The sequence below is a fragment of the uncultured Tessaracoccus sp. genome, assembly GCF_947255005.1.
GTDB lineage: Bacteria > Actinomycetota > Actinomycetes > Propionibacteriales > Propionibacteriaceae > Arachnia.
Genome location: NZ_CAMYFI010000003.1, coordinates 49663 through 67472, shown reverse-complemented (window position 1 = coordinate 67472; position 17810 = coordinate 49663). Strand labels below are relative to the sequence as shown.

The 17810-nt window shown below is 65.3% G+C and carries 14 protein-coding genes and 2 tRNA genes; 9 read left to right on the top strand and 7 right to left on the bottom strand.

Translation table 11 applies throughout. From position 1 onward, the window contains the following. Positions 1 to 112: 112 nt before the first annotated feature. From Q0X61_RS01525 to orn, 3 genes are all read right to left on the bottom strand, one after another. Positions 113 to 1414, bottom strand: coding sequence for a site-specific integrase (locus Q0X61_RS01525; RefSeq protein WP_297739638.1), 1302 nt, complete (start codon positions 1412 to 1414; stop codon positions 113 to 115). 75 nt (positions 1415 to 1489) lie between these two features. Continuing rightward, positions 1490 to 1565 (bottom strand) — tRNA-His (locus tag Q0X61_RS01520). A gap of 101 nt (positions 1566 to 1666) precedes the next feature. Further along, complete coding sequence (gene orn, locus Q0X61_RS01515; RefSeq protein ID WP_297739690.1) at positions 1667 to 2311, bottom strand: oligoribonuclease; 645 nt, start codon at positions 2309 to 2311, stop codon at positions 1667 to 1669. Between the two features lie 72 nt (positions 2312 to 2383). On the opposite strand from orn, the gene Q0X61_RS01510 reads away from it, so the two are divergent. The 8 genes from Q0X61_RS01510 to Q0X61_RS01475 all read left to right on the top strand — a co-directional run bounded on the left by Q0X61_RS01510 (position 2384) and on the right by Q0X61_RS01475 (position 11305). Then, complete coding sequence (locus Q0X61_RS01510; RefSeq protein ID WP_297739636.1) at positions 2384 to 3049, top strand: hypothetical protein; 666 nt, start codon at positions 2384 to 2386, stop codon at positions 3047 to 3049. Between the two features lie 46 nt (positions 3050 to 3095). Continuing rightward, positions 3096 to 3171, top strand: a tRNA-Arg gene (locus Q0X61_RS01505). 145 nt (positions 3172 to 3316) lie between these two features. Continuing rightward, positions 3317 to 4045 (top strand): Fic family protein, encoded by a 729-nt coding sequence (locus Q0X61_RS01500; RefSeq protein WP_297739635.1) that lies wholly within the window; start codon positions 3317 to 3319, stop codon positions 4043 to 4045. 61 nt (positions 4046 to 4106) lie between these two features. After that, positions 4107 to 5441 (top strand): PrsW family intramembrane metalloprotease, encoded by a 1335-nt coding sequence (locus Q0X61_RS01495; RefSeq protein ID WP_297739633.1) that lies wholly within the window; start codon positions 4107 to 4109, stop codon positions 5439 to 5441. Next, on the top strand, positions 5438 to 7111 hold the full coding sequence (locus Q0X61_RS01490; protein ID WP_297739632.1) for an ABC transporter: 1674 nt from the start codon (positions 5438 to 5440) through the stop codon (positions 7109 to 7111). The genes Q0X61_RS01495 and Q0X61_RS01490 overlap by 4 nt, the downstream gene beginning before the upstream one ends. Continuing rightward, positions 7108 to 8637, top strand: a complete 1530-nt coding sequence (locus tag Q0X61_RS01485) for a GTPase (RefSeq protein ID WP_297739631.1) — start codon at positions 7108 to 7110, stop codon at positions 8635 to 8637. The genes Q0X61_RS01490 and Q0X61_RS01485 overlap by 4 nt, the downstream gene beginning before the upstream one ends. 41 nt (positions 8638 to 8678) lie before the next feature. After that, a complete protein-coding gene (gene ettA, locus Q0X61_RS01480) occupies positions 8679 to 10358 on the top strand; it encodes an energy-dependent translational throttle protein EttA (protein WP_297739630.1) in 1680 nt (559 codons plus the stop codon). A 179-nt stretch (positions 10359 to 10537) separates the two neighbouring features. After that, complete coding sequence (locus Q0X61_RS01475; RefSeq protein WP_297739629.1) at positions 10538 to 11305, top strand: hypothetical protein; 768 nt, start codon at positions 10538 to 10540, stop codon at positions 11303 to 11305. Between the two features lie 164 nt (positions 11306 to 11469). Here Q0X61_RS01475 and Q0X61_RS01470 read toward each other — a convergent pair whose 3' ends face one another. The 4 genes from Q0X61_RS01470 to Q0X61_RS01455 form a co-directional block, all read right to left on the bottom strand. Continuing rightward, a complete protein-coding gene (locus tag Q0X61_RS01470; protein WP_297739628.1) occupies positions 11470 to 12189 on the bottom strand; it encodes a hypothetical protein in 720 nt (239 codons plus the stop codon). Position 12190: 1 nt separating this feature from the next. Then, positions 12191 to 12535: a PadR family transcriptional regulator gene (locus Q0X61_RS01465; RefSeq protein ID WP_297739627.1), complete on the bottom strand. Its 345-nt coding sequence runs from the start codon at positions 12533 to 12535 to the stop codon at positions 12191 to 12193. A gap of 95 nt (positions 12536 to 12630) precedes the next feature. Further along, complete coding sequence (locus Q0X61_RS01460; protein WP_297739625.1) at positions 12631 to 15378, bottom strand: FAD-binding and (Fe-S)-binding domain-containing protein; 2748 nt, start codon at positions 15376 to 15378, stop codon at positions 12631 to 12633. Between the two features lie 11 nt (positions 15379 to 15389). Next, positions 15390 to 15863, bottom strand: coding sequence for a MarR family winged helix-turn-helix transcriptional regulator (locus Q0X61_RS01455; protein ID WP_297739623.1), 474 nt, complete (start codon positions 15861 to 15863; stop codon positions 15390 to 15392). Between the two features lie 93 nt (positions 15864 to 15956). On the opposite strand from Q0X61_RS01455, the gene Q0X61_RS01450 reads away from it, so the two are divergent. After that, on the top strand, positions 15957 to 17810 hold the full coding sequence (locus Q0X61_RS01450) for a long-chain fatty acid--CoA ligase (protein ID WP_297739621.1): 1854 nt from the start codon (positions 15957 to 15959) through the stop codon (positions 17808 to 17810).

Below are 17810 nucleotides of genomic sequence, written 5' to 3'. Positions count from 1 at the left end.
GTGGTCAGCCATATCGAAACGACTAGGGCGCTCGATGGCCAGCAGGTAGACGAGTGGGGAGAGTTTGCGGCGCGCTGGACTTACCACCCGCGACAAGGGCTGCAAATCACGATCATCGACAATGAGGCTGAGTAGTCGCCACTGCTGCAGTTGGTTGCCCCTTCCTGGGCGGCTCCAGCTGCCCTTCGTACACAAGCGATGGGTCGAACTCGCCCATCGCCCGCTCGACGGCTCCGGCGGCTGCGGCTGCGGCGTCGGGCATGATGTGGCCATACGTGTCGACGGTGGTCTGGATTGACTCGTGCCCTAGCCGCCGCTGGATGATCGGAAGGGGTACGCCCTCGTGGATCAGCCACGAAGCGTGGGTGTGACGCAGGTCGTGGACTCGTGGCCGTTTCAAGATGCCCGAGGCCGCCACGGCCTTGTGCCAGACGCGGGGGTGGAAATTTTGATGCCTGAGTCGCCCACCGCCGGGCGCCGGGAAGGCGAGGCTGTTTCGCTCGCGCGACTCTATGGCGTCACGTATCGCGGCAACCGTGGAGGGGGAGAGGCTGATCGTCCGCAGCGAGCGGCGCGACTTCGGGGCGCCAAGGTAGACGCCTGCCTCGCCCTTCTTCCATGCTTTCGAGATTCGCACACTGGGCACGTCGCCGTCGAGGTCGAAATCGGCGGGGGTGAGCGCGGTAGCCTCGCCGAACCGCACGCCTGTTCCTGCCAGGAGGGCTAGCAGGGGGCGGTAGCGCGGAGGGCAGGCGTCGTAGATGCGCTGGAACTCGCTCTGTGTGAGGATGCACATCTCGTGTGGGGTGGCATCGGCAGGGATCTGAACGCCCTTGGCCGGGTTGCCAGTGCTGTACCGCTCATCGGCGGCAGCGAGTACGGTCGACAGAAGCCGCTGGGCATTCTCGATGGTCTTGGGCGCGACATACTGAGGCTCGGGTATGGGTGAGGGAATCTCTCCGGGCTTGAGATTCTGGGCTGCCCGCTTTGCTTTCTCTTGCGCGACGCGTGATCGGTGGGTGGGCTGTTTGCGCTGCCATGCAACCCATGCCTGCACCTGCTCGCGGGTGAGGATGTCGAGGGGGATGCGCCCGAGCCTGGGTATCCATGTGCGTGCGGCCTCGGAGCGGTATCCGGCGACGGTGCCGGGCGTGGCGTGGGAAGCGAGTCCTGCGAGATATTCCTCGAACCATTCGCTAAGAGTGGGGATGCCGAGGTCGTGGGAGAGCATGCCGTCGCGGAGTCGCCTGGCCTCAGCCCATCCGAACTGGCTGGCGTAGTCGATGAATCGTTGGGCCTCTTCGGGGGAGTCGAAGGTCTCTGTGGTTGGGCTAGAGCCGCGCTGCTCTCGGAACTGGACGCGCCAGCGGACGCTTCCGTCGCGTCGCTTGACGGGCTTTGGGGTGGTTGCCATGCCACGGATTTTACCGATTTGTAGCCGCAGGTGTAGCTGCGAGGCTACTTTCCCCGGTAAAACCCCTAGTCAGAATGGGGTGAGTAACGGGGCTTGAACCCGCGACCTTCTGGACCACAACCAGACGCTCTACCAGCTGAGCTATACCCACCGTGGCCGCTCGATGGCGACGAAGAGGAACTATACCGCATGCGTGCAGAGTACGCGAAACCGTCCCCCCACCAGCGCCGATGCGGCGGCTGATCGTCGAGATCAGGCCTCCCGCGAGTCTGGGGCCGCAGCAGCAGGCTCTGGCTCAACACACACCCCGGTCAGCGCGCCGCAGTGTTTCGTCGCGATCTCGGCGAGTTCCTCCGACGACGGCCCAGGCTGGGCAACGAACAGCGCGTCGCGGTAGTAGCGCAGCTCCTCGATCGACTCCTGGATGTCGGCAAGAGCGCGGTGGTTGCCCGTCTTCGCGGGGGCCTTGTGTTGCACGCGGGGGTACCATCGGCGCGCGAGTTCCTTGATGCTGGAGACGTCGATGTTGCGGTAGTGGAGGTGCTGCTCGAGCTCGGGCATGTACTTGGCGAGGAACGCGCGATCGGTGCCGATCGTGTTGCCCGCCAGCGGAGCCTTGCGGGCGGTGGGGCAGTACTCCTGCACGTACGCGAGCACCTGCTGCTGCGCGTCCTCGAGTGTGGTGCCCTCTGCGAGGAGAGGAAGCAGCCCCGACTTGGTGTGCATCTCGGTGACGAACTCGCCCATGTGTTCCAGCTGGGCATCGGTGGGTTTGATGATGACGTCGACCCCTTCGCCCAGCACGTTGAGCTCCGAGTCGGTGACGAGCGCAGCCACCTCGCACAACCCGTCGGCCTCCAAATCGAGGCCGGTCATCTCGCAGTCGATCCACACCATGTTGCTATTCACGTCTCCTGAGCCTACCGCGTGAATGTAGTGATGTTCGCCGATGGTTTATAAGCTTCCCCTATGAGAAATGCATGCCGTGCCGCCGCTGTGATGCTCGCCATGGTGCTCACGGGGTGTGGGGGAACAGCCGACGAGCAACTGAGCCAGCGGCCTGCTCCGACGCCTTCCGAAGTGGCCTCCGGTCCAATCCAGGCGCCGAGCCCCGTCGAGACGATGAACCGGGAGGAGATGTGGGACAACTGGGGCGACGGGCTGCCCGCGCCCGGTGACGTCGACGGTGTGGTGCAATTGGTGCGTCTCACATTCAACAGCGACGACGACATCCGTGCCCACCTGCGCATCGCGATCCCGGAGCAGATGATCCAAAACGACGAGGTCACCTTCTGCGAGGAAGGGGACGTGCCCGATGACATGGTCGGGTTCGGGTCGAATTGGCAGGCGAAGCGCAGCGAAGCCCCCGGATACCACGTCTGCGACACCACCGCGCAGTTCACCCTCGAACAGTGGGGCGACGAGGAGTGGGCGCCGCAACCGACGCTGGAGGACGGGGTCTGGCGCGTCAACCTTGGGGAAGTGCTCGCGCCGGAGGACACCGTCGGGCTGTACCGGATGCGGCTCGAGTTCGGGGGCGAGGTAGTGAACGCCTCCGACGGCAGCCAGATCGACGGCGAATCCGTCACCTGGCGATCTGCCGCACCCGTCACCGCCGAGGCGAAGCAGCGGTGACTCACGTCGCGCATCATGGCTGGCAGCGACTACACTGTTGCGCCGAGCGCCCGTAGCTCAATGGATAGAGCACCGGCCTTCTAATCCGTAGGTTGCAGGTTCGAATCCTGCCGGGCGCGCCACGCCGGGGGCGTCGCGAACATAAAGAAGGAATGCTGGAACCCACCCTTTTCGGTGGGTTCCAGCATTCTTTAATGCCACGTAGCGGCGTCGCGACGGTGACGCTCAAGCGGCGCGCACCGTGGGCTGGCCGATAACATTAGTGTGGTGAGCGACGAGTATGAGGTGCACGCTGCTGGACTGCTGCAGGTGTTTCGAGAGCAGCGCGACATGCGCCTCCCGGGCGGGCTGTATCACCTAACCCAACTTGAGCTTGCTTACAACTCGAACCGAATCGAGGGCAGCCGACTCACTGTCGACCAGACCCGCTACCTGTTCGAGACGAAAACAGTATTGGGTGACGCGCTCGTCGACGACGTGGTCGAAACGACGAACCACTTCCGCGCATTCGATTTCCTCATCGGGCGTGCGGGGGAACCTGTGACGGCAGAATCACTGAAGGACTACCACCGCATCCTCAAAGCCGGCACGTCAGACGCCGACCACGATTGGTTTCAGGTGGGCGATTGGAAGACGCTGCCGAACGAGGTGGGTGGCCGGGTGACGACGTCACCCGACGAGGTGTCGCACGCAATCGAGCAACTGCTCGACGGTGTCCCCGACCAGATGACGTTCGAAGACATCTGCAGGTTCCACTACGGGTTCGAGCGAATCCATCCGTTTCAAGATGGCAATGGGCGAGTCGGCAGGCTCGTGATGTTCGAACAGTGCCTCGCGAACAACATTCTTCCGTTCGTGGTGCTCGACCACGAGAAAGCCTTCTACTACCGAGGGCTCCAGGAATTCGAGGAGCAGCCCGGGTTCCTATTCGATACGCTGCGCCACTTCCAAGATCGCTACTTCGAGCGCTTTCAGGAGTTCATTCCCCCTCCATGAGCTGCGACGGTGCCTCGTCGCGGGATCGTTTTGTCAGACCCACCTTGTAGGCTTTGCAACTATGAGCCAGGTAGCGATGCGCGAGCGCCGTCTAGCCGGCATCGCGTCCTCCGAGCACGTGGCGTGGTGGCGGCGGTTGCTTCGTCGCCCTGAACTGTGGCTCGCGGTGGTGTTACTGCCGGTGTATTTCCTGATGCTTCGCGACCAGTGGCACATGTTCACCACTCCGGAAACCTTCGAGGACGGCACCCAGACGCTCGCGTTCACGAAACAAACGGTGAAGCAGGCTGCGCTGCTTGCTGCGCCCACCGCGGCGGTGTACGTGCTGTTGTTCATATGGCTTGATCGCTTCCGCCCGCAGCAACCGCTCATTTGGTTGCTGACCTTCGGGTGGGGCGGTGCGGCCTCCACATGGTTCTCGCTCCACATCAACACGTGGATGGGGCGCATGATGGCCACCACCGCCGCCGATTCAGACACGGGCTCACGCGCCGCAGTATTCGCTGCGCCGTTCAGCGAGGAAGTCACGAAAGCGACGGTGCTGTTCCTGCTGATTATTCTGCTGCGGCGCAAGATCGTGTCCAGGCTGAGCGTGGTGATGCTCTCCGGGCTGTCGGCAATCGGCTTCGCCTTCGTCGAGAACATCATCTATTACGGGCGCGTCATCACCTACGCCTTGCACGACGTCTCCGTCGCGAATCCCGAACAAGCGGTGAACGAGCTGGTGATGCTGCGCGGTGTGTACACGTCGTTCGGCCACCCGCTATTCACCATGATGACGGCGACGGGGCTCGTCGTTGGTATCACCGCCCGCTCGAAACTCGTGCGCGTGATGGCGCCGCTGGGCGGATTCCTGCTGGCCGTCGGTGGGCACATGCTGTTCAACGGGTTGGCCTCGACGAGGCCACCCGAGGCGCTGAAAACGCAGTGGATCATGGCGCTCGTGCTGGTGGGGCTGCTCGTCATCTCGCTCATTGTTTCTGTGGTGCAGCAGTCACGCCTCATTCGCCACCGCCTCACCGACTACGCCGCGCAAGGCTGGGTGAGTGAGCGCGAGGTCGAGCTCTTCTCCGGTCCATTCCGGCGTATACGCTACCTGTTCGTCGCGGTCTTCTGGGGCCCCAAACGCTGGTGGTACACGGTTCGCTTCACCCGCCGCATAACGGAGCTGGCGTACCTGCGCTCCGACCTCACCCGCGGCCTCATCAGCAACGGAGCCGAGCATCGCATCCACGAGATCATCGAAGAGCTACCCGCGCTGCGCAGCAAGGCGCTGCCCACAGCTCCGGGCGTGAAGCTGCTGGGGTGGCGCAAACCCAGAATCCGACGCGCACCCGCACCCCAGGCGGTGTACCCCGGCCCGAGCGGTCTCGGCGGAAACTGGCCGCAACCATGAGCCTCGAAACCGCGCTGGCGGGCCTCCTCTCCGAGCTCGAGGCGTTGCGCTTCCCGCTGGAGCTACCCGCTTCCGACGAGCATTCGCACCGCGCACACGCAGCGGCGGGGCAACTCCGCGACTATCTACTCCCGCGCGCGGCCACCATCGACGCGCCGCTGCTCGCCGTCGTCGGCGGCTCGACGGGCGCCGGGAAATCCACCCTCGTCAACTCCCTCTTGCGCCGCCACGTCACCCGGCCAGGCGTGCGCCGCCCGACGACGAAGTCGCCCGTGCTCATCTGCCACCCGTCGGACGCGCAATGGTTCCGCTCCGGCAACGTGCTGCCAGAGCTCACCCGCACCGACGTCGAACTCGAAGATACCCGCGCGCTGCACATCGTCGAGGTGCCGTCGATGCCGGAAGGCCTCGCACTGCTCGATGCGCCCGACGTCGACTCGGTCGACGACGCCAACCGCACCCTCGCACGCCAACTCCTGCTGGCTGCCGATCTGTGGCTGTTCGTCACCTCCGCCGCCCGCTACGCCGACGCGGTGCCCTGGGAGCTGCTGAAAAGCGCGGCTGCGCGCGAGCTGTTCCTCGGGGTGGTTATCAACCGGTGCCCGCCAGGTAGCGCACAGGAGGTCGGCTCAGACTTGGCGAGGATGCTTGTCGAGGAGGGTCTCGGCGCCGCGCCGCTGTTCGCCATCGAAGAAACGCAGCTCGAAGACGGCATGATGCCCGACGCCGCCGTCGCCCCTATCCGTGGCTGGTTGGGCGGGCTCACCTCGCAGCAGGAGGCCCGCATCGAGGTGGTGAAACAGTCGCTCACCGGGGCGCTTCGGCAGCTCGACGTGGAGGTCGAGGCGCTGCGTGAGGGCATCGAAGCGCAGCAACGCGCCGCCGCCGACCTACGCGGCCAAGCCACCGGCGAATTCGAGGGCGCAGCCGAGCAGATCGGCGTCATGTTGGGCGACGGTTCCATGCTGCGCGGCGAGATCGTCAACCACTGGCACGACGTCGTCGGCACCTCGCAGCTCATGCGCGGCCTCGACGAGAAAGTGGCTTCCCTGCGCGCCACGGCCCACCGCTGGTTCCGGGCCGAACCGAAGGCCGAGGAGGCCAACGAAGAGGTCTCCAGCCAGCTCGCGCGCGTCATCACCGCTGCCACCGACGAAGCGTGCGACGACGTCGCGCAGGCCTGGTCGCACACCGCGTGGGGGCGCACCCTACTCACCGACGACCTGCGCGCGGCATCCTTCGATTTCCACGACCGGGCCTCGGCCGCGGTGCGCGGCTGGCAACAAGACGTACTGGGGCTCGTCAGCGAGCAGGGCAAGGGCAAACGCTTCCGCGCGCGCATGTTCGCGTTCGGCACGAATGCGCTCGGTCTCACGCTGATGATCGCGGTGTTCGCGTCCACCGGCGGGCTCACCGGAGCCGAAGCGGGCATCGCGGGCACCACGTCGGTGCTGTCGCAGCGCGTGCTGGAATCCGTCTTCGGTGCAGGCGCCGTCGAGCGCCTCACAACTGAGGCGCGTTCTCTGCTCGATGCGCGCGTGCAGAGCCTGCTCGTCGAGGAAGCAGCCCGTTTCACTAGGGTCGTCGACGAGGCGTCCGTCGCGCCCGACGTCGCCGAGCGACTCGGAGCGGCTGCTGCGCAGGTGCGGGAAGCGAGGGCGACGCTGTGATCGAACAAGCGCTGAGCGAACTCGAGCAGTACCTGCAGCTCGCAGGCGGCAAACTCCCTCCAGATTTGGAGGAACGCGCGCGCCAAGTCGCGGCGTTCGCCACCCGACGGATGCGCGCCGGCGCGCAGACCGTCGTTGCGCTCTCAGGGGCCACGGGGTCGGGTAAATCGTCGCTGTTCAACGCCATCTCCGGCACATCGCTCGCGCAGGTTGCGGCACGTCGGCCCACCACGTCACAGCCCCTCGCCCTGAGCTTTTCCGCCACAAACGAGGCGTTGCTGGAGCTACTCGCCATCGGTCAGCGCCGCGAAGCCCGGCCACCCATCCCTGATTTCGCCGACGTCGTCCTGCTCGACCTGCCCGACCACGACTCCATCCGCGACGCGCACCGCGAGGAAGTCGACCGCCTGGTGCGCATCGTCGACCAATTCGTGTTCGTCGTCGACCCACAAAAGTACGCCGACAACCTGCTCCACGAGCGTTACCTGCGCCCGCTGCGCGAGCACAGCGACGTCATCACCGTCGTGCTCAACCACGCTGATGTGCTCACCGACGGGGCCCCGATCTACCCCGAGACGCAGGGCATGGACGCGCGGGTTGAAGATGTCATCGTGCACCTGCGTACGCTGCTCGAAGCCGACGGATTGCAGGGCGTGCCTGTGTTCGCGACGAACGCGCGCGACGGGGAAGGTGTCGATTTGCTGCGGCGGCACCTCGGGCGCGTTGCCGCCCACAAGCGCGCCACCCGAGAGCGGCTCACCGCCGACCTGCGCGGTCTGGCCCACGAGTTGCGCCAAGTGAGCGGGCAGAGCGTAGGCATGGAGGAAGCCGCCGTCGACGAGCTGAAACGTGAGGTTCGCGCGGCGGCGGGCGTGGAGCGTCGGGCAGAGGGCATCCGACGAGCAGTGCGCAGCAGGGGAGCCATGGTGCAGGGCTGGCGCGCAGCGAAGGGCACCAGCCACCTCGAGCTCCCCAGCCACCAGGTGGCCTCCGCCGCCGACGACGCCCGCGCCACGTCGGCTGTGCGACGATTCCTCTCCACCCAGACGTCCTCGCTGCCAGAACGGTGGCGCGACGATGCACGTCGCCGCATCATGTCTGGCTCCGCAGCCACGCTTCCCACCCGCCTCGACCACGTGATGCGCGACGTCGACCTCTCCGACATGAGCGCACCCTTCGGATGGGGATTGGTGCGCGGCCTGAAATGGCTGCCCGTTGTGGCGCTCGTCGGCGTTGCGGGCTGGGTGGTGTACCAATTCGTCTGGGCTACTGGCGAGTTCGCGCCAAAGGTGGTGACGGTCATCGTTGCCACCCTCGTGGCGCTCGTGCTCCTCTCGCTCTCCGGCGACGCCATCCTCCGGCTCACCGCCAACCGCGCCGGGCGGCAGACCGCCAAACGGCTCCGGAGCGCCGTCGACGAAGAACTCGAGGCCTCCGTGATCGCGGACGTGCAAACAGAACTCGACGATCACCAGCGCGCAGCAGCCGCGTTGGCGCGTTTGGATGGCATACTGGCACGCGATTAGGTCCGCCTCGCGGCCTCCAACGTCTTCCAGAAGGGATCCCCGTGGCTGAGTTCATCTACACGATGCACAACGTCCGCAAAACGGTCGGTGAGAAGGTCATCCTCGACAACGTGACGCTGTCATTCTTCCCCGGCGCCAAGATCGGCGTCGTCGGGCCCAACGGCGCCGGCAAGTCGACGATGCTCAAACTCATGGCTGGCCTCGACAAGCCCAACAACGGCGAGGCCATGCTGCAGAAGGGCGCAACCGTCGGCATTCTCCTGCAGGAGCCACCCCTGAACGAAGAGAAGAACGTCATCGAGAACATCGAGGAGGCCGTCGCCGACACGAAGGCGAAGCTGCGGCGCTTCGACGAGGTCTCCGCCGAGATGGCAGATCCGGACGCCGACTTCGACGCGCTGATGGCCGAGATGGGGGAGCTGCAGACCCAGCTCGACCACCTGAACGCCTGGGATCTCGACTCCCAGCTCGAACAGGCGATGAGCGCGCTGCAGTGCCCGCCGCCGGAAGCCGACGTCACCAAGCTCTCCGGTGGTGAGCGTCGCCGCGTGGCGCTGTGCAAGCTGCTGCTCGAACAGCCCGACCTCCTGCTGCTTGACGAGCCCACCAACCACCTCGACGCGGAATCCGTCGACTGGCTGGAAGGCCATCTCAAGACGTACCCGGGCGCCGTGCTCGCCGTTACCCACGACCGCTACTTCCTCGATAACGTTGCGGAATGGATTTGCGAAGTCGACCGCGGGCGTCTGCACCCCTATGAAGGCAACTACTCCACCTACCTGGAGACGAAGCGCCAGCGTCTGCAGATCGAGGGGAAGAAGGACGCCAAGCGGGCCAAGATCCTCGAGAAGGAGCTCGAGTGGGTGCGCTCGAACCCGAAGGCGCGCCAGGCGAAGAACCGCGCGCGTCTCGCCCGCTACGAAGAGTTGGCGGCGGAGGCCGAGAAGCGTCGCAGCGTTGACCTCGCCGAGATCAACATTCCTCCGGGCCCGCGCCTGGGTTCGGTGGTGCTCGAGGCCAACAACCTCACCAAGGGATTCGGCGACCGCGTCCTCATCGACAACCTGTCGTTCTCGCTACCGCGCGCGGGCATCGTCGGCATCATCGGCCCGAACGGTGTGGGCAAGACCACGCTGTTCAAGACCATCACCGGCCAGTACGAGCCCGACAGCGGCTCCCTCAAGGTTGGCGAGACGGTGCAGTTCAGCTACGTCGACCAGACCCGCGAGGGCCTCGACGACAAGAAGAACGTCTGGGAAGTGGTCTCCGACGGGCTCGACTACATCAAGGTGGCCAACTTCGAGATGCCCTCGCGCGCGTACGTCGCGTCGTTCGGGTTCAAGGGGCCCGACCAGCAGAAGATGTCGGGCGTGCTCTCCGGTGGTGAGCGCAACCGTCTCAACCTCGCGCTCACGCTGAAGCAGGGCGGCAACGTGCTGCTGCTTGACGAGCCCACCAACGACCTTGACGTCGAAACCCTGCAGTCGCTCGAAGACGCACTGCTGGAGTTCCCCGGCTGCGCCGTCGTGATTTCCCACGACCGCTGGTTCCTCGACCGCGTCGCCACCCACATCCTCGCGTGGGAAGGCACCGACGAGAACCCCGCCAAGTGGTTCTGGTTCGAGGGTAACTTCGCCGACTACGAGGCCAACAAGATCGAGCGCCTCGGCCCCGAAGCGAACCGCCCGAAGTCGACCGCGCACCGCAAACTCATGCGCTGACCCGGCGCCCAAACTTCACAATCCATACGCAGATTGAGTGAACCCCCTGATTTTGGGGGCGAGGGCTCATCTGCGTACGGATTTTGAAGTTTTTTGGGTGTGTAACCCTCCCGCAGGAGTTTTCCACAGGTGGCGATGAGGGTCTTCCCTTGCGTTCCATCTTGGGGTGAGGTGGTGCCATGCACCCCGAACTCCAGCGACTGCTCGCGGCCGACGGCGCCGTCTCTCGCCGCGAGCACCCCGAGCTCGCCAATGCCATCCGCCATGCGCTGCGCACCGGCGCGCTGATTGCGCTGTTGCCGGGCACCTACTCCTTCGATCGCTCATTCGAGACACTCGTCGCGGCAGTGAAGCTCTGGGATCCCGACGCGGTGTTCACCGGCGCCACCGCTGCGAAGCTGAGCTGGTGGCCAGAACTCGAGGTTCGGGAGGTGACGGCAGTGGTGCGGCGCGCGAGCGAGCGTGCGGTTCCGGGTTTGCGGCTGAGTCGCGGAGACATAGACCCCGACCTCGTATTTGAGCAGAACGGTTACCGGCTCGTGCATCCTGCCTGGTGCGCACTGGAGCTCACCGACACGCTGGGCGGCGAGGCCATCGACCATGCGCTGCGTCGACGTGCGACCAGCCTGAAGGCGATGCGCTGGGCCATTGGGGTGATGGCCAGGCGAGCGGGCAACGTCGAACGGCGACGGTTACTGCTGGAGTCCCGAGACCAGCCGTGGTCCGAACTGGAGCGTGACGGCCACCGGATGTTGCGTCGCGCCCGAATCAAAGGGTGGAAGGGCAACCAACGGATTGTGCTTCCCGATGGCACGGTGCGCTACGCCGACATCGCGTTTCGTGGGATGAAGCTGGCGGTGGAGCTGGATTCATGGGAGCACCACAAGTCGTATGAGTCGTTCGTCGATGATCGACGCAAGGATGTCCAGCTCATCATGCAGGGCTGAACGGTGCTGCGCTTCACCCATGCGACGCTGCCAGACCTGGTGCCGACGATCCGGGCGATGCTCCAAAAACTTCACAATCCGCACGCAGCTTGAGGTAACCCCCTGTTTTCGGGGGTGAAGATCAATCTGCGTACGTTTTTTGAAGCTTTGGCCGGGTCAAGATGTCAGAACGCGAGCTGGATGGCTGCAAGGACGGCGGTCACGACGGGCACGACGAGGTTGGGCGCCATGGAGCCCAGCAGGTTGGCAGGCTTGGTGATCTCGGTGGGGCGGACGATGGGATCGGCGTCGACGCCGCGCATTGCGCGCTCGATGCCGAGCATCACCCCGATGGCCAGCAGGGCGATCCCAATGCCCAGCACCCACCACCCGGATACGGCGGCGAGTGTCCCAGGGATGAAGCCGGCTCCGATGCACGCCACGAAGAACGCTGCAGCCCAAGCAACTCCGACGACCGGCCGGCTGGTCGCTACGCGCAGGATGGGCGTCGGCCACGTGGCCAACGTCACGAATGCGGCGACCAGCAGCGCTGCCATGACGAGCAATCCGACGGTGAGCTGTACCCCGTCGCCGTGCCGCAGTGGCCACACCGCCTGCAGCACAGCGAGCATGCCGAAGACCTGCAGCGCGGGCGGGAGAATCACCTTTGCAGAGCCGGTCCCGGCTGCCGCGTCTGCGGGGAAATGGTGCGCGTAGGCCTTCGGGTCTCCGAAAGCCTCCTCGGCGCTCTGCCCGGAATCGACGACGTGCGCGTCCACCTCGGCCAGCGCGTCGCCGATGACGGTCCCGAGCACGCCGCGCAGGCGCGCTGCGAGGATGAACGCCTCGCTCCAGGCAGGGTCGACGTGCGGAGCCAGACGCTGCTCGAAGGAGTGATCGGCCATGTCAGTGGTCCTTTCCGATGGGGGAGACGTGGTTGGTGACGGCAGCGGAGAAGCGCCGCCAGACGTCGGCGAGTTCGTCTCGTCGCGCGCGGCCCAGCTCGTTGAGCTCGTAGAACTTGCGCCCGGGCCCGCCCTCACCCGGGCGCCACTCAACGACGACCAGCCCGCCCTGCTCCAGACGCTTGAGCAGCGGGTACAGCGTCCCGCCCTTGACCTCGCCCAGCCCGGCGTCGGCCAGCCTCGAGGCAATGTCGTAGCCATAGGTGGGGCCATCGCCGATGATGCGCAGCACGCACAGCTCGAGAATGCCGCGCTGCCAGTCGGCTGGCCACTGGATTTCTTCCATGACTAGAGCGTAACACACACTAGATAGACAGGCAATATACATGTGCGGCGCAGGGTCCTTGTGGCGGAGATATTCCGACTCGGCGCGCCAGCGCGTCAGTGCGTGGCGAGGAGCTCGGCGAGCGACATCGAGTCGCGGTTCGAGAGGGAACGCATCTGGGTTTGGCAGGAGAATCCGTCGGCGAGGACAATCGCGTCGGGGTTGCTTTCGAGCGCGGGCTGCAGGTTCGACTCGTACACCTTCACGCTCACCTCGTGGTGGCCGCGCTCGACGCCGAAGTTGCCGGCCAATCCGCAGCACCCGCCGACGACGACCAGCTCCGCGCCAGTTGCCTCCAGCAGCTTGCGATCCTCGCGCCAGCCGATCACCGATGCATGGTGGCAGTGCGGCTGCGCGACGATGGTGTGGCCGGAGAGGTCCGGGGGAGTGAAGTCAGGATCGTCGGCAAGGAATTCAGCCAGCGTCCGCACCTTGCCCCGAAGCGCCGCCACATTCTCGTCGTCCGGCAACAGATCAGACGCATCCCCGCGCCACACCGCCGTGCAGCTTGGCTCCACGCCGATGATGGGGGTGCCATCCGCGACGTACGGCGCGAGCACCGCTGCCGCCTTACGCAACTGAGTGCGAGCACCGTCGAGCTGCCCTGTGGAGATCCAGGTGAGCCCGCAACACGCAGTGCGGTCGAGCACGGTGGGTTCGTAGCCCAGCTGGCTCAGCACCTGCACCATCGCGGCGAAGGTGTTCGACTCGAAGCAGTTGGTGAAGGAGTCCACCCACAGCAGCACCCGCCCCTTGTCAGCACGTGATTGTGGCGACGAGGCCTCCTCCAGCGCCGACGTGGCGCGCCGCTTCGCGAACCGCGGAATCTGCCGCCGCCCGTCCACGCCCGCGGCCCACTTCAACGCGTTCCCCACGACGGGTGCCGCGCCGATAGCGTTCACCACACGCCCCAGGCCGGGCACCGACGTGATCAGACGCCCCCACCGTGGCAGCCAGCCCAGCGCGTAGTGATTGCGCGGTCGGAGCCTGCCCTTGTACCGCTCGTGTGTGACCCGCGCCTTATACGCCGCCATGTCGATGCCGGTTGGGCAGTCGCGCGCGCAACCCTTGCATGACAAGCACAAATCCAGCGCCTCGGCAACCTCAGGCGAGCGCCAACCCTGCGTGATGATCGACCCGTTCACCATCTCCTGCAGCACTCGCGCGCGGCCGCGCGTCGAATCCTTCTGCTCGCGCGTGGCGTGGAAACTCGGGCACATCACCCCACCCGACGGCGCATTGTCGGCAAGGCACTTTCCAACGCCCGTGCACTGGTGCACTTCCCGCACGAACTCCGGGTCGCTCAGGTTCAGAGGCGACGAGGCCGCCGCCACCATGCGAGCGTCGGCCTCCACCGGCACTGGGTCGACGAGGATGCCGGGGTTCAGCAGATTCTGTGGATCGAACAGATGCTTGACCTGCGCAAACAGCTCGAGCGCCTCGTCGGAGTACATGTACTTCAGCAGCGCCGAGCGAGCTCGGCCGTCGCCGTGCTCGCCGCTCATCGAGCCACCGAAACCCGCGACGATCTGCGCGGCCTCCTCAACGAACGCGCGGTAGCGCTCCGGGCCATCGGGCTCGTCGAGCGGGAAGTCGATGCGGCAGTGCACGCATCCGTCGCCGAAGTGCCCGTAGGGAAGGCCCTGCAAACCGTGCCGCTCAAGGCACGCGTCGAACGCCCGCAGGTAGTCACCGAGATGCTCCGGAGGCACCGCGGAATCCTCCCAACCGGGGTAGGCGGGCTTCTCCAACGACACTCCCGCCAGGCCCGCACCGTCGGCGCGGATCTGCCACAGCCGGGCAGCCTCGCCGGGGTTGTCGACGATCCAGCCGTCGCAGGCGCGGGCCGTGCCCAGGAGCTGCTGCGCCCGGGTTTGCAGCGCGGCAGGGTCGTCGTCGGTGAGTTCGAGCAGCATCCAGCCGTCGCCTGTGGGCAGCGCGCCCACCGCGTCGGGGCCCTTCTGGCGGATGACCACGTCGACGATGCGTCGGTCGAGACCCTCGCACGCGGTGGGGGAGAATTGGAGCAGATTGGCGATGTCGTCACCAGCGTCCGCCATGGTGGGGTAGCCGAGGGCAACCATCAGCTTGTGCGGCGTATCCGCGACGAGCTTCACCGTCGCCTTCGTGATCACACCGAGCGTGCCCTCGGTGCCGGCGAAGAACTTCGCGACGTCGAAGCGGTGCTCGGGCAGCAGGTGCTCCATCGAATAGCCAGAGACCTGCCGCGTGAACCGGCCGAACTCGGTGCGGATCACACCCAAATTAGCTGCCACGAGGGCCTTGAGTTCGGGGAACTCGTCGCGGCCCAGCGTGCGCAGTTCGCCGGTGCCGTCGATGATTTCCAGTTCGACGACGTTGTCGGCCATGCGCCCATACCCCAGCGCGCGAGGTCCGCAGGCGTTGTTGCCGATCATGCCGCCCACGGTGCATCGCGACGACGTGGACGGGTCGGGACCGAGGCGCAGCCCGTAGGGGGCGGCCTCCCGCTGCAGCTGGTCTTGCACGACGCCAGGCTCGATCACGGCGGTGCGGGCATCCGCGTTGATGGCGTGGATGTGGGTGAGGTGGCGCGACACGTCGATGATCAACCCAGTCCCGACGGCGTTGCCGGCGCACGAGGTACCCGCACCGCGCACGGTGATGGGTAACTGTTCGCGGAGCCCCCAACGCACCGTTTCTATCAGCTCCGCCGTGGTTCGTGGCGTCGCCACAGCGGTGGGCTCAACTCGGTAGAGGGACCCGTCGGAGGTGTAGAGCGCACGCGTGAGCGGCGAAGAATCTAGGTTGGGCACGCACCCCATCCAACCACGCCTTACCGCTTGCCGGTTGCCTCGTCCGCGACCTTGAGGATCGCTTCCATGCATCGTCCGAGCGCCTCCAAGTCTTCGGGGGAAACGGCGTCGATGAGCACTTCGCGCACGGAGTCGACGTGGTGAGGCGCGGCCTCGCGTAGCACGCGGAGACCTTCGTCGGTGAGTATCGCCTGGACGCCGCGCCCGTCGCTGACGGTTGGTTCACGGCGGACGAGGTTGCGTTTCTCCATCCTGGCGATGGTGTGTGTGAGGCGGGAACGGGAGTGGCGCACGCTCTCGGCGAGCTCGCCCATGCGCAATGTCGTGTCGGGGGCTTCGGACAGGCGCACGAGCAGCTCGTATTCGTCGAGACTCAGCCCGTACTGTCTGAGTACGTGGTCGAGATATTCGCTCATCCTGGTCTTGGCAAGGAGCGAACTTCGCCAAATTTTTTGCTGATCTTCTGTCAGCCAGCCACGCTGGGGGGTGCTCATGGACGCCCATACTATGCGGTGGGTAGGCCGCAGAAGCAGGCTGGGGCGGATTAATGTCCCAAGTCGCCCAGTGATGGTCGTATAGGCTGCCAGGTGAGCATTTCGCAGGAGGAATTGATGACCACCTACTCGGACGAATTGGAGCGCGTCTCCAAGAGTTTCGGTGACTACTTTCGCTGGCGTGTAGCGGAGAGCCCGGATTCCTTGGCGTTTAGTTGCCCCGACTACGCTGCGGAGGGCCCGACCACGTGGACGAAATATACGTGGGCGCAGTCACGCGTCATCGTCGACGAGCTCGCCGCCGGTTTCTTGGCGCGCGGCATCAAGCCCGAGGAGCGCATCTCCATCTGCTCGTCCACCCGTCTCGAGTGGATTTTCATCGATTTCGCGATTTCCTGCTCAGCCGCCGCGACGACGACGATCTACCCCAACACGGGCGAAGACGAGATGCGGTACATCATCACCGACTCCGACTCGAAGATCCTCGTCGCTGAGAACGCCACGCATCTCGAGAAAGTGCTGCACGACGACGCCATCACCCAGCAGGTGCACACCGTAGTGATGCTGGACACCGAGGGGGTCACTCTCGATGAGCGCGTGATCAGCTACGCCCAACTGCGGGAAGCCGGCCGCAAGCTACTCGCCGAGCAGCCCACCGCCGTTGACGACGTGCTGGCCACCGTGAAGATCAGCGACCTCTCCACATTGATCTACACCTCCGGCACGACCGGACGCCCCAAGGGCGTGCGCCTGCCGCACCGCTGCTGGTTGGCGGAAGCCGTCGGTTCCATGGAACGGCGTCTGCTGCCTCACGAAAGCACTATGTATCTGTGGCTCCCACTCAGCCACGTCTTCGGCAAGACGTTGCTCGCGTGCTCTATGGCCTACAACATTCACAATGCTGTTGACGGGCGGATCGACCGCATCGTCGACGGACTGCAGGACACCAAACCCGACGTCATGTGCGGCGTGCCGCGTATCTTCGAGAAGGTGCGCGCCGCCGTGATCACCGGCAAGGGAATTAAGGGCCGTATTTCGCACTGGGCCTTCGCCGTCGGCCGCGATGCCATGGCGGCGCGCGAGAAGGGCGAATTGAAGGGCCTGCTGAAGTGGAAGCATTCGCTGGCTGACAAGCTGGTCTATTCCAAACTCAAGGAACGCCTCGGCGGAAATATCCGATACATGATCTCCGGCTCCGCAAAGCTGAACCCGCAGGTGCAGAGCTGGTTTGAATCGGCTGGCATCCGCATCATCGAGGGCTACGGCTCGACAGAAACCTCAGCCATCGCCACCGTGGATGACCCGAACGATCCACGACTAGGCACCGTCGGGCTGCCTCTGCCGCGCGTGGAGACGCGGCTTGCGGAGGACGGCGAACTCCTGCTGCGCGGGCCGTCGCTGTTCGACGGGTACCACAATCTCCCTGAGAAGACTGCCGAGGTGCTCGAAGCGGACGGCTGGTATCACACCGGCGATATCGCGGAGATCGACGAGACTGGGCGCGTGCGCATCACCGACCGTAAGAAGGACCTCTTCAAGACTTCCGGCGGTAAGTACGTCGCGCCACAGAAGGTCGAGGCAGCGATCACCACGAACATCCCGTACGTGTCGCAGGCCATCGCGGTGGGTGAGGGGCGTAAGTATGTGACGGCGCTGGTCGTCATGGAGCCTGCCCTGCTGCGCGCCTGGGCGGACAAGCGCGGAATGGGTGGGCTGAGCTACGCAGAGCTCACGCAGCGCCCCGAGATTTATGCGTCGGTGGAGAAGCAGATGGCGAAGGCCAACGCGCGCTTGGAGCACTGGGAGACGGTGAAGAAGTTCGCCATCCTCGACCACGAACTCACCGTCGAAAACGGTGGAACCACGGCGAACATGAAGATTCGACGAAGCATCGTCGCGCAGGAATACCAAGATATCGTCGACGGGCTGTACCCGAAGGAAGACTGA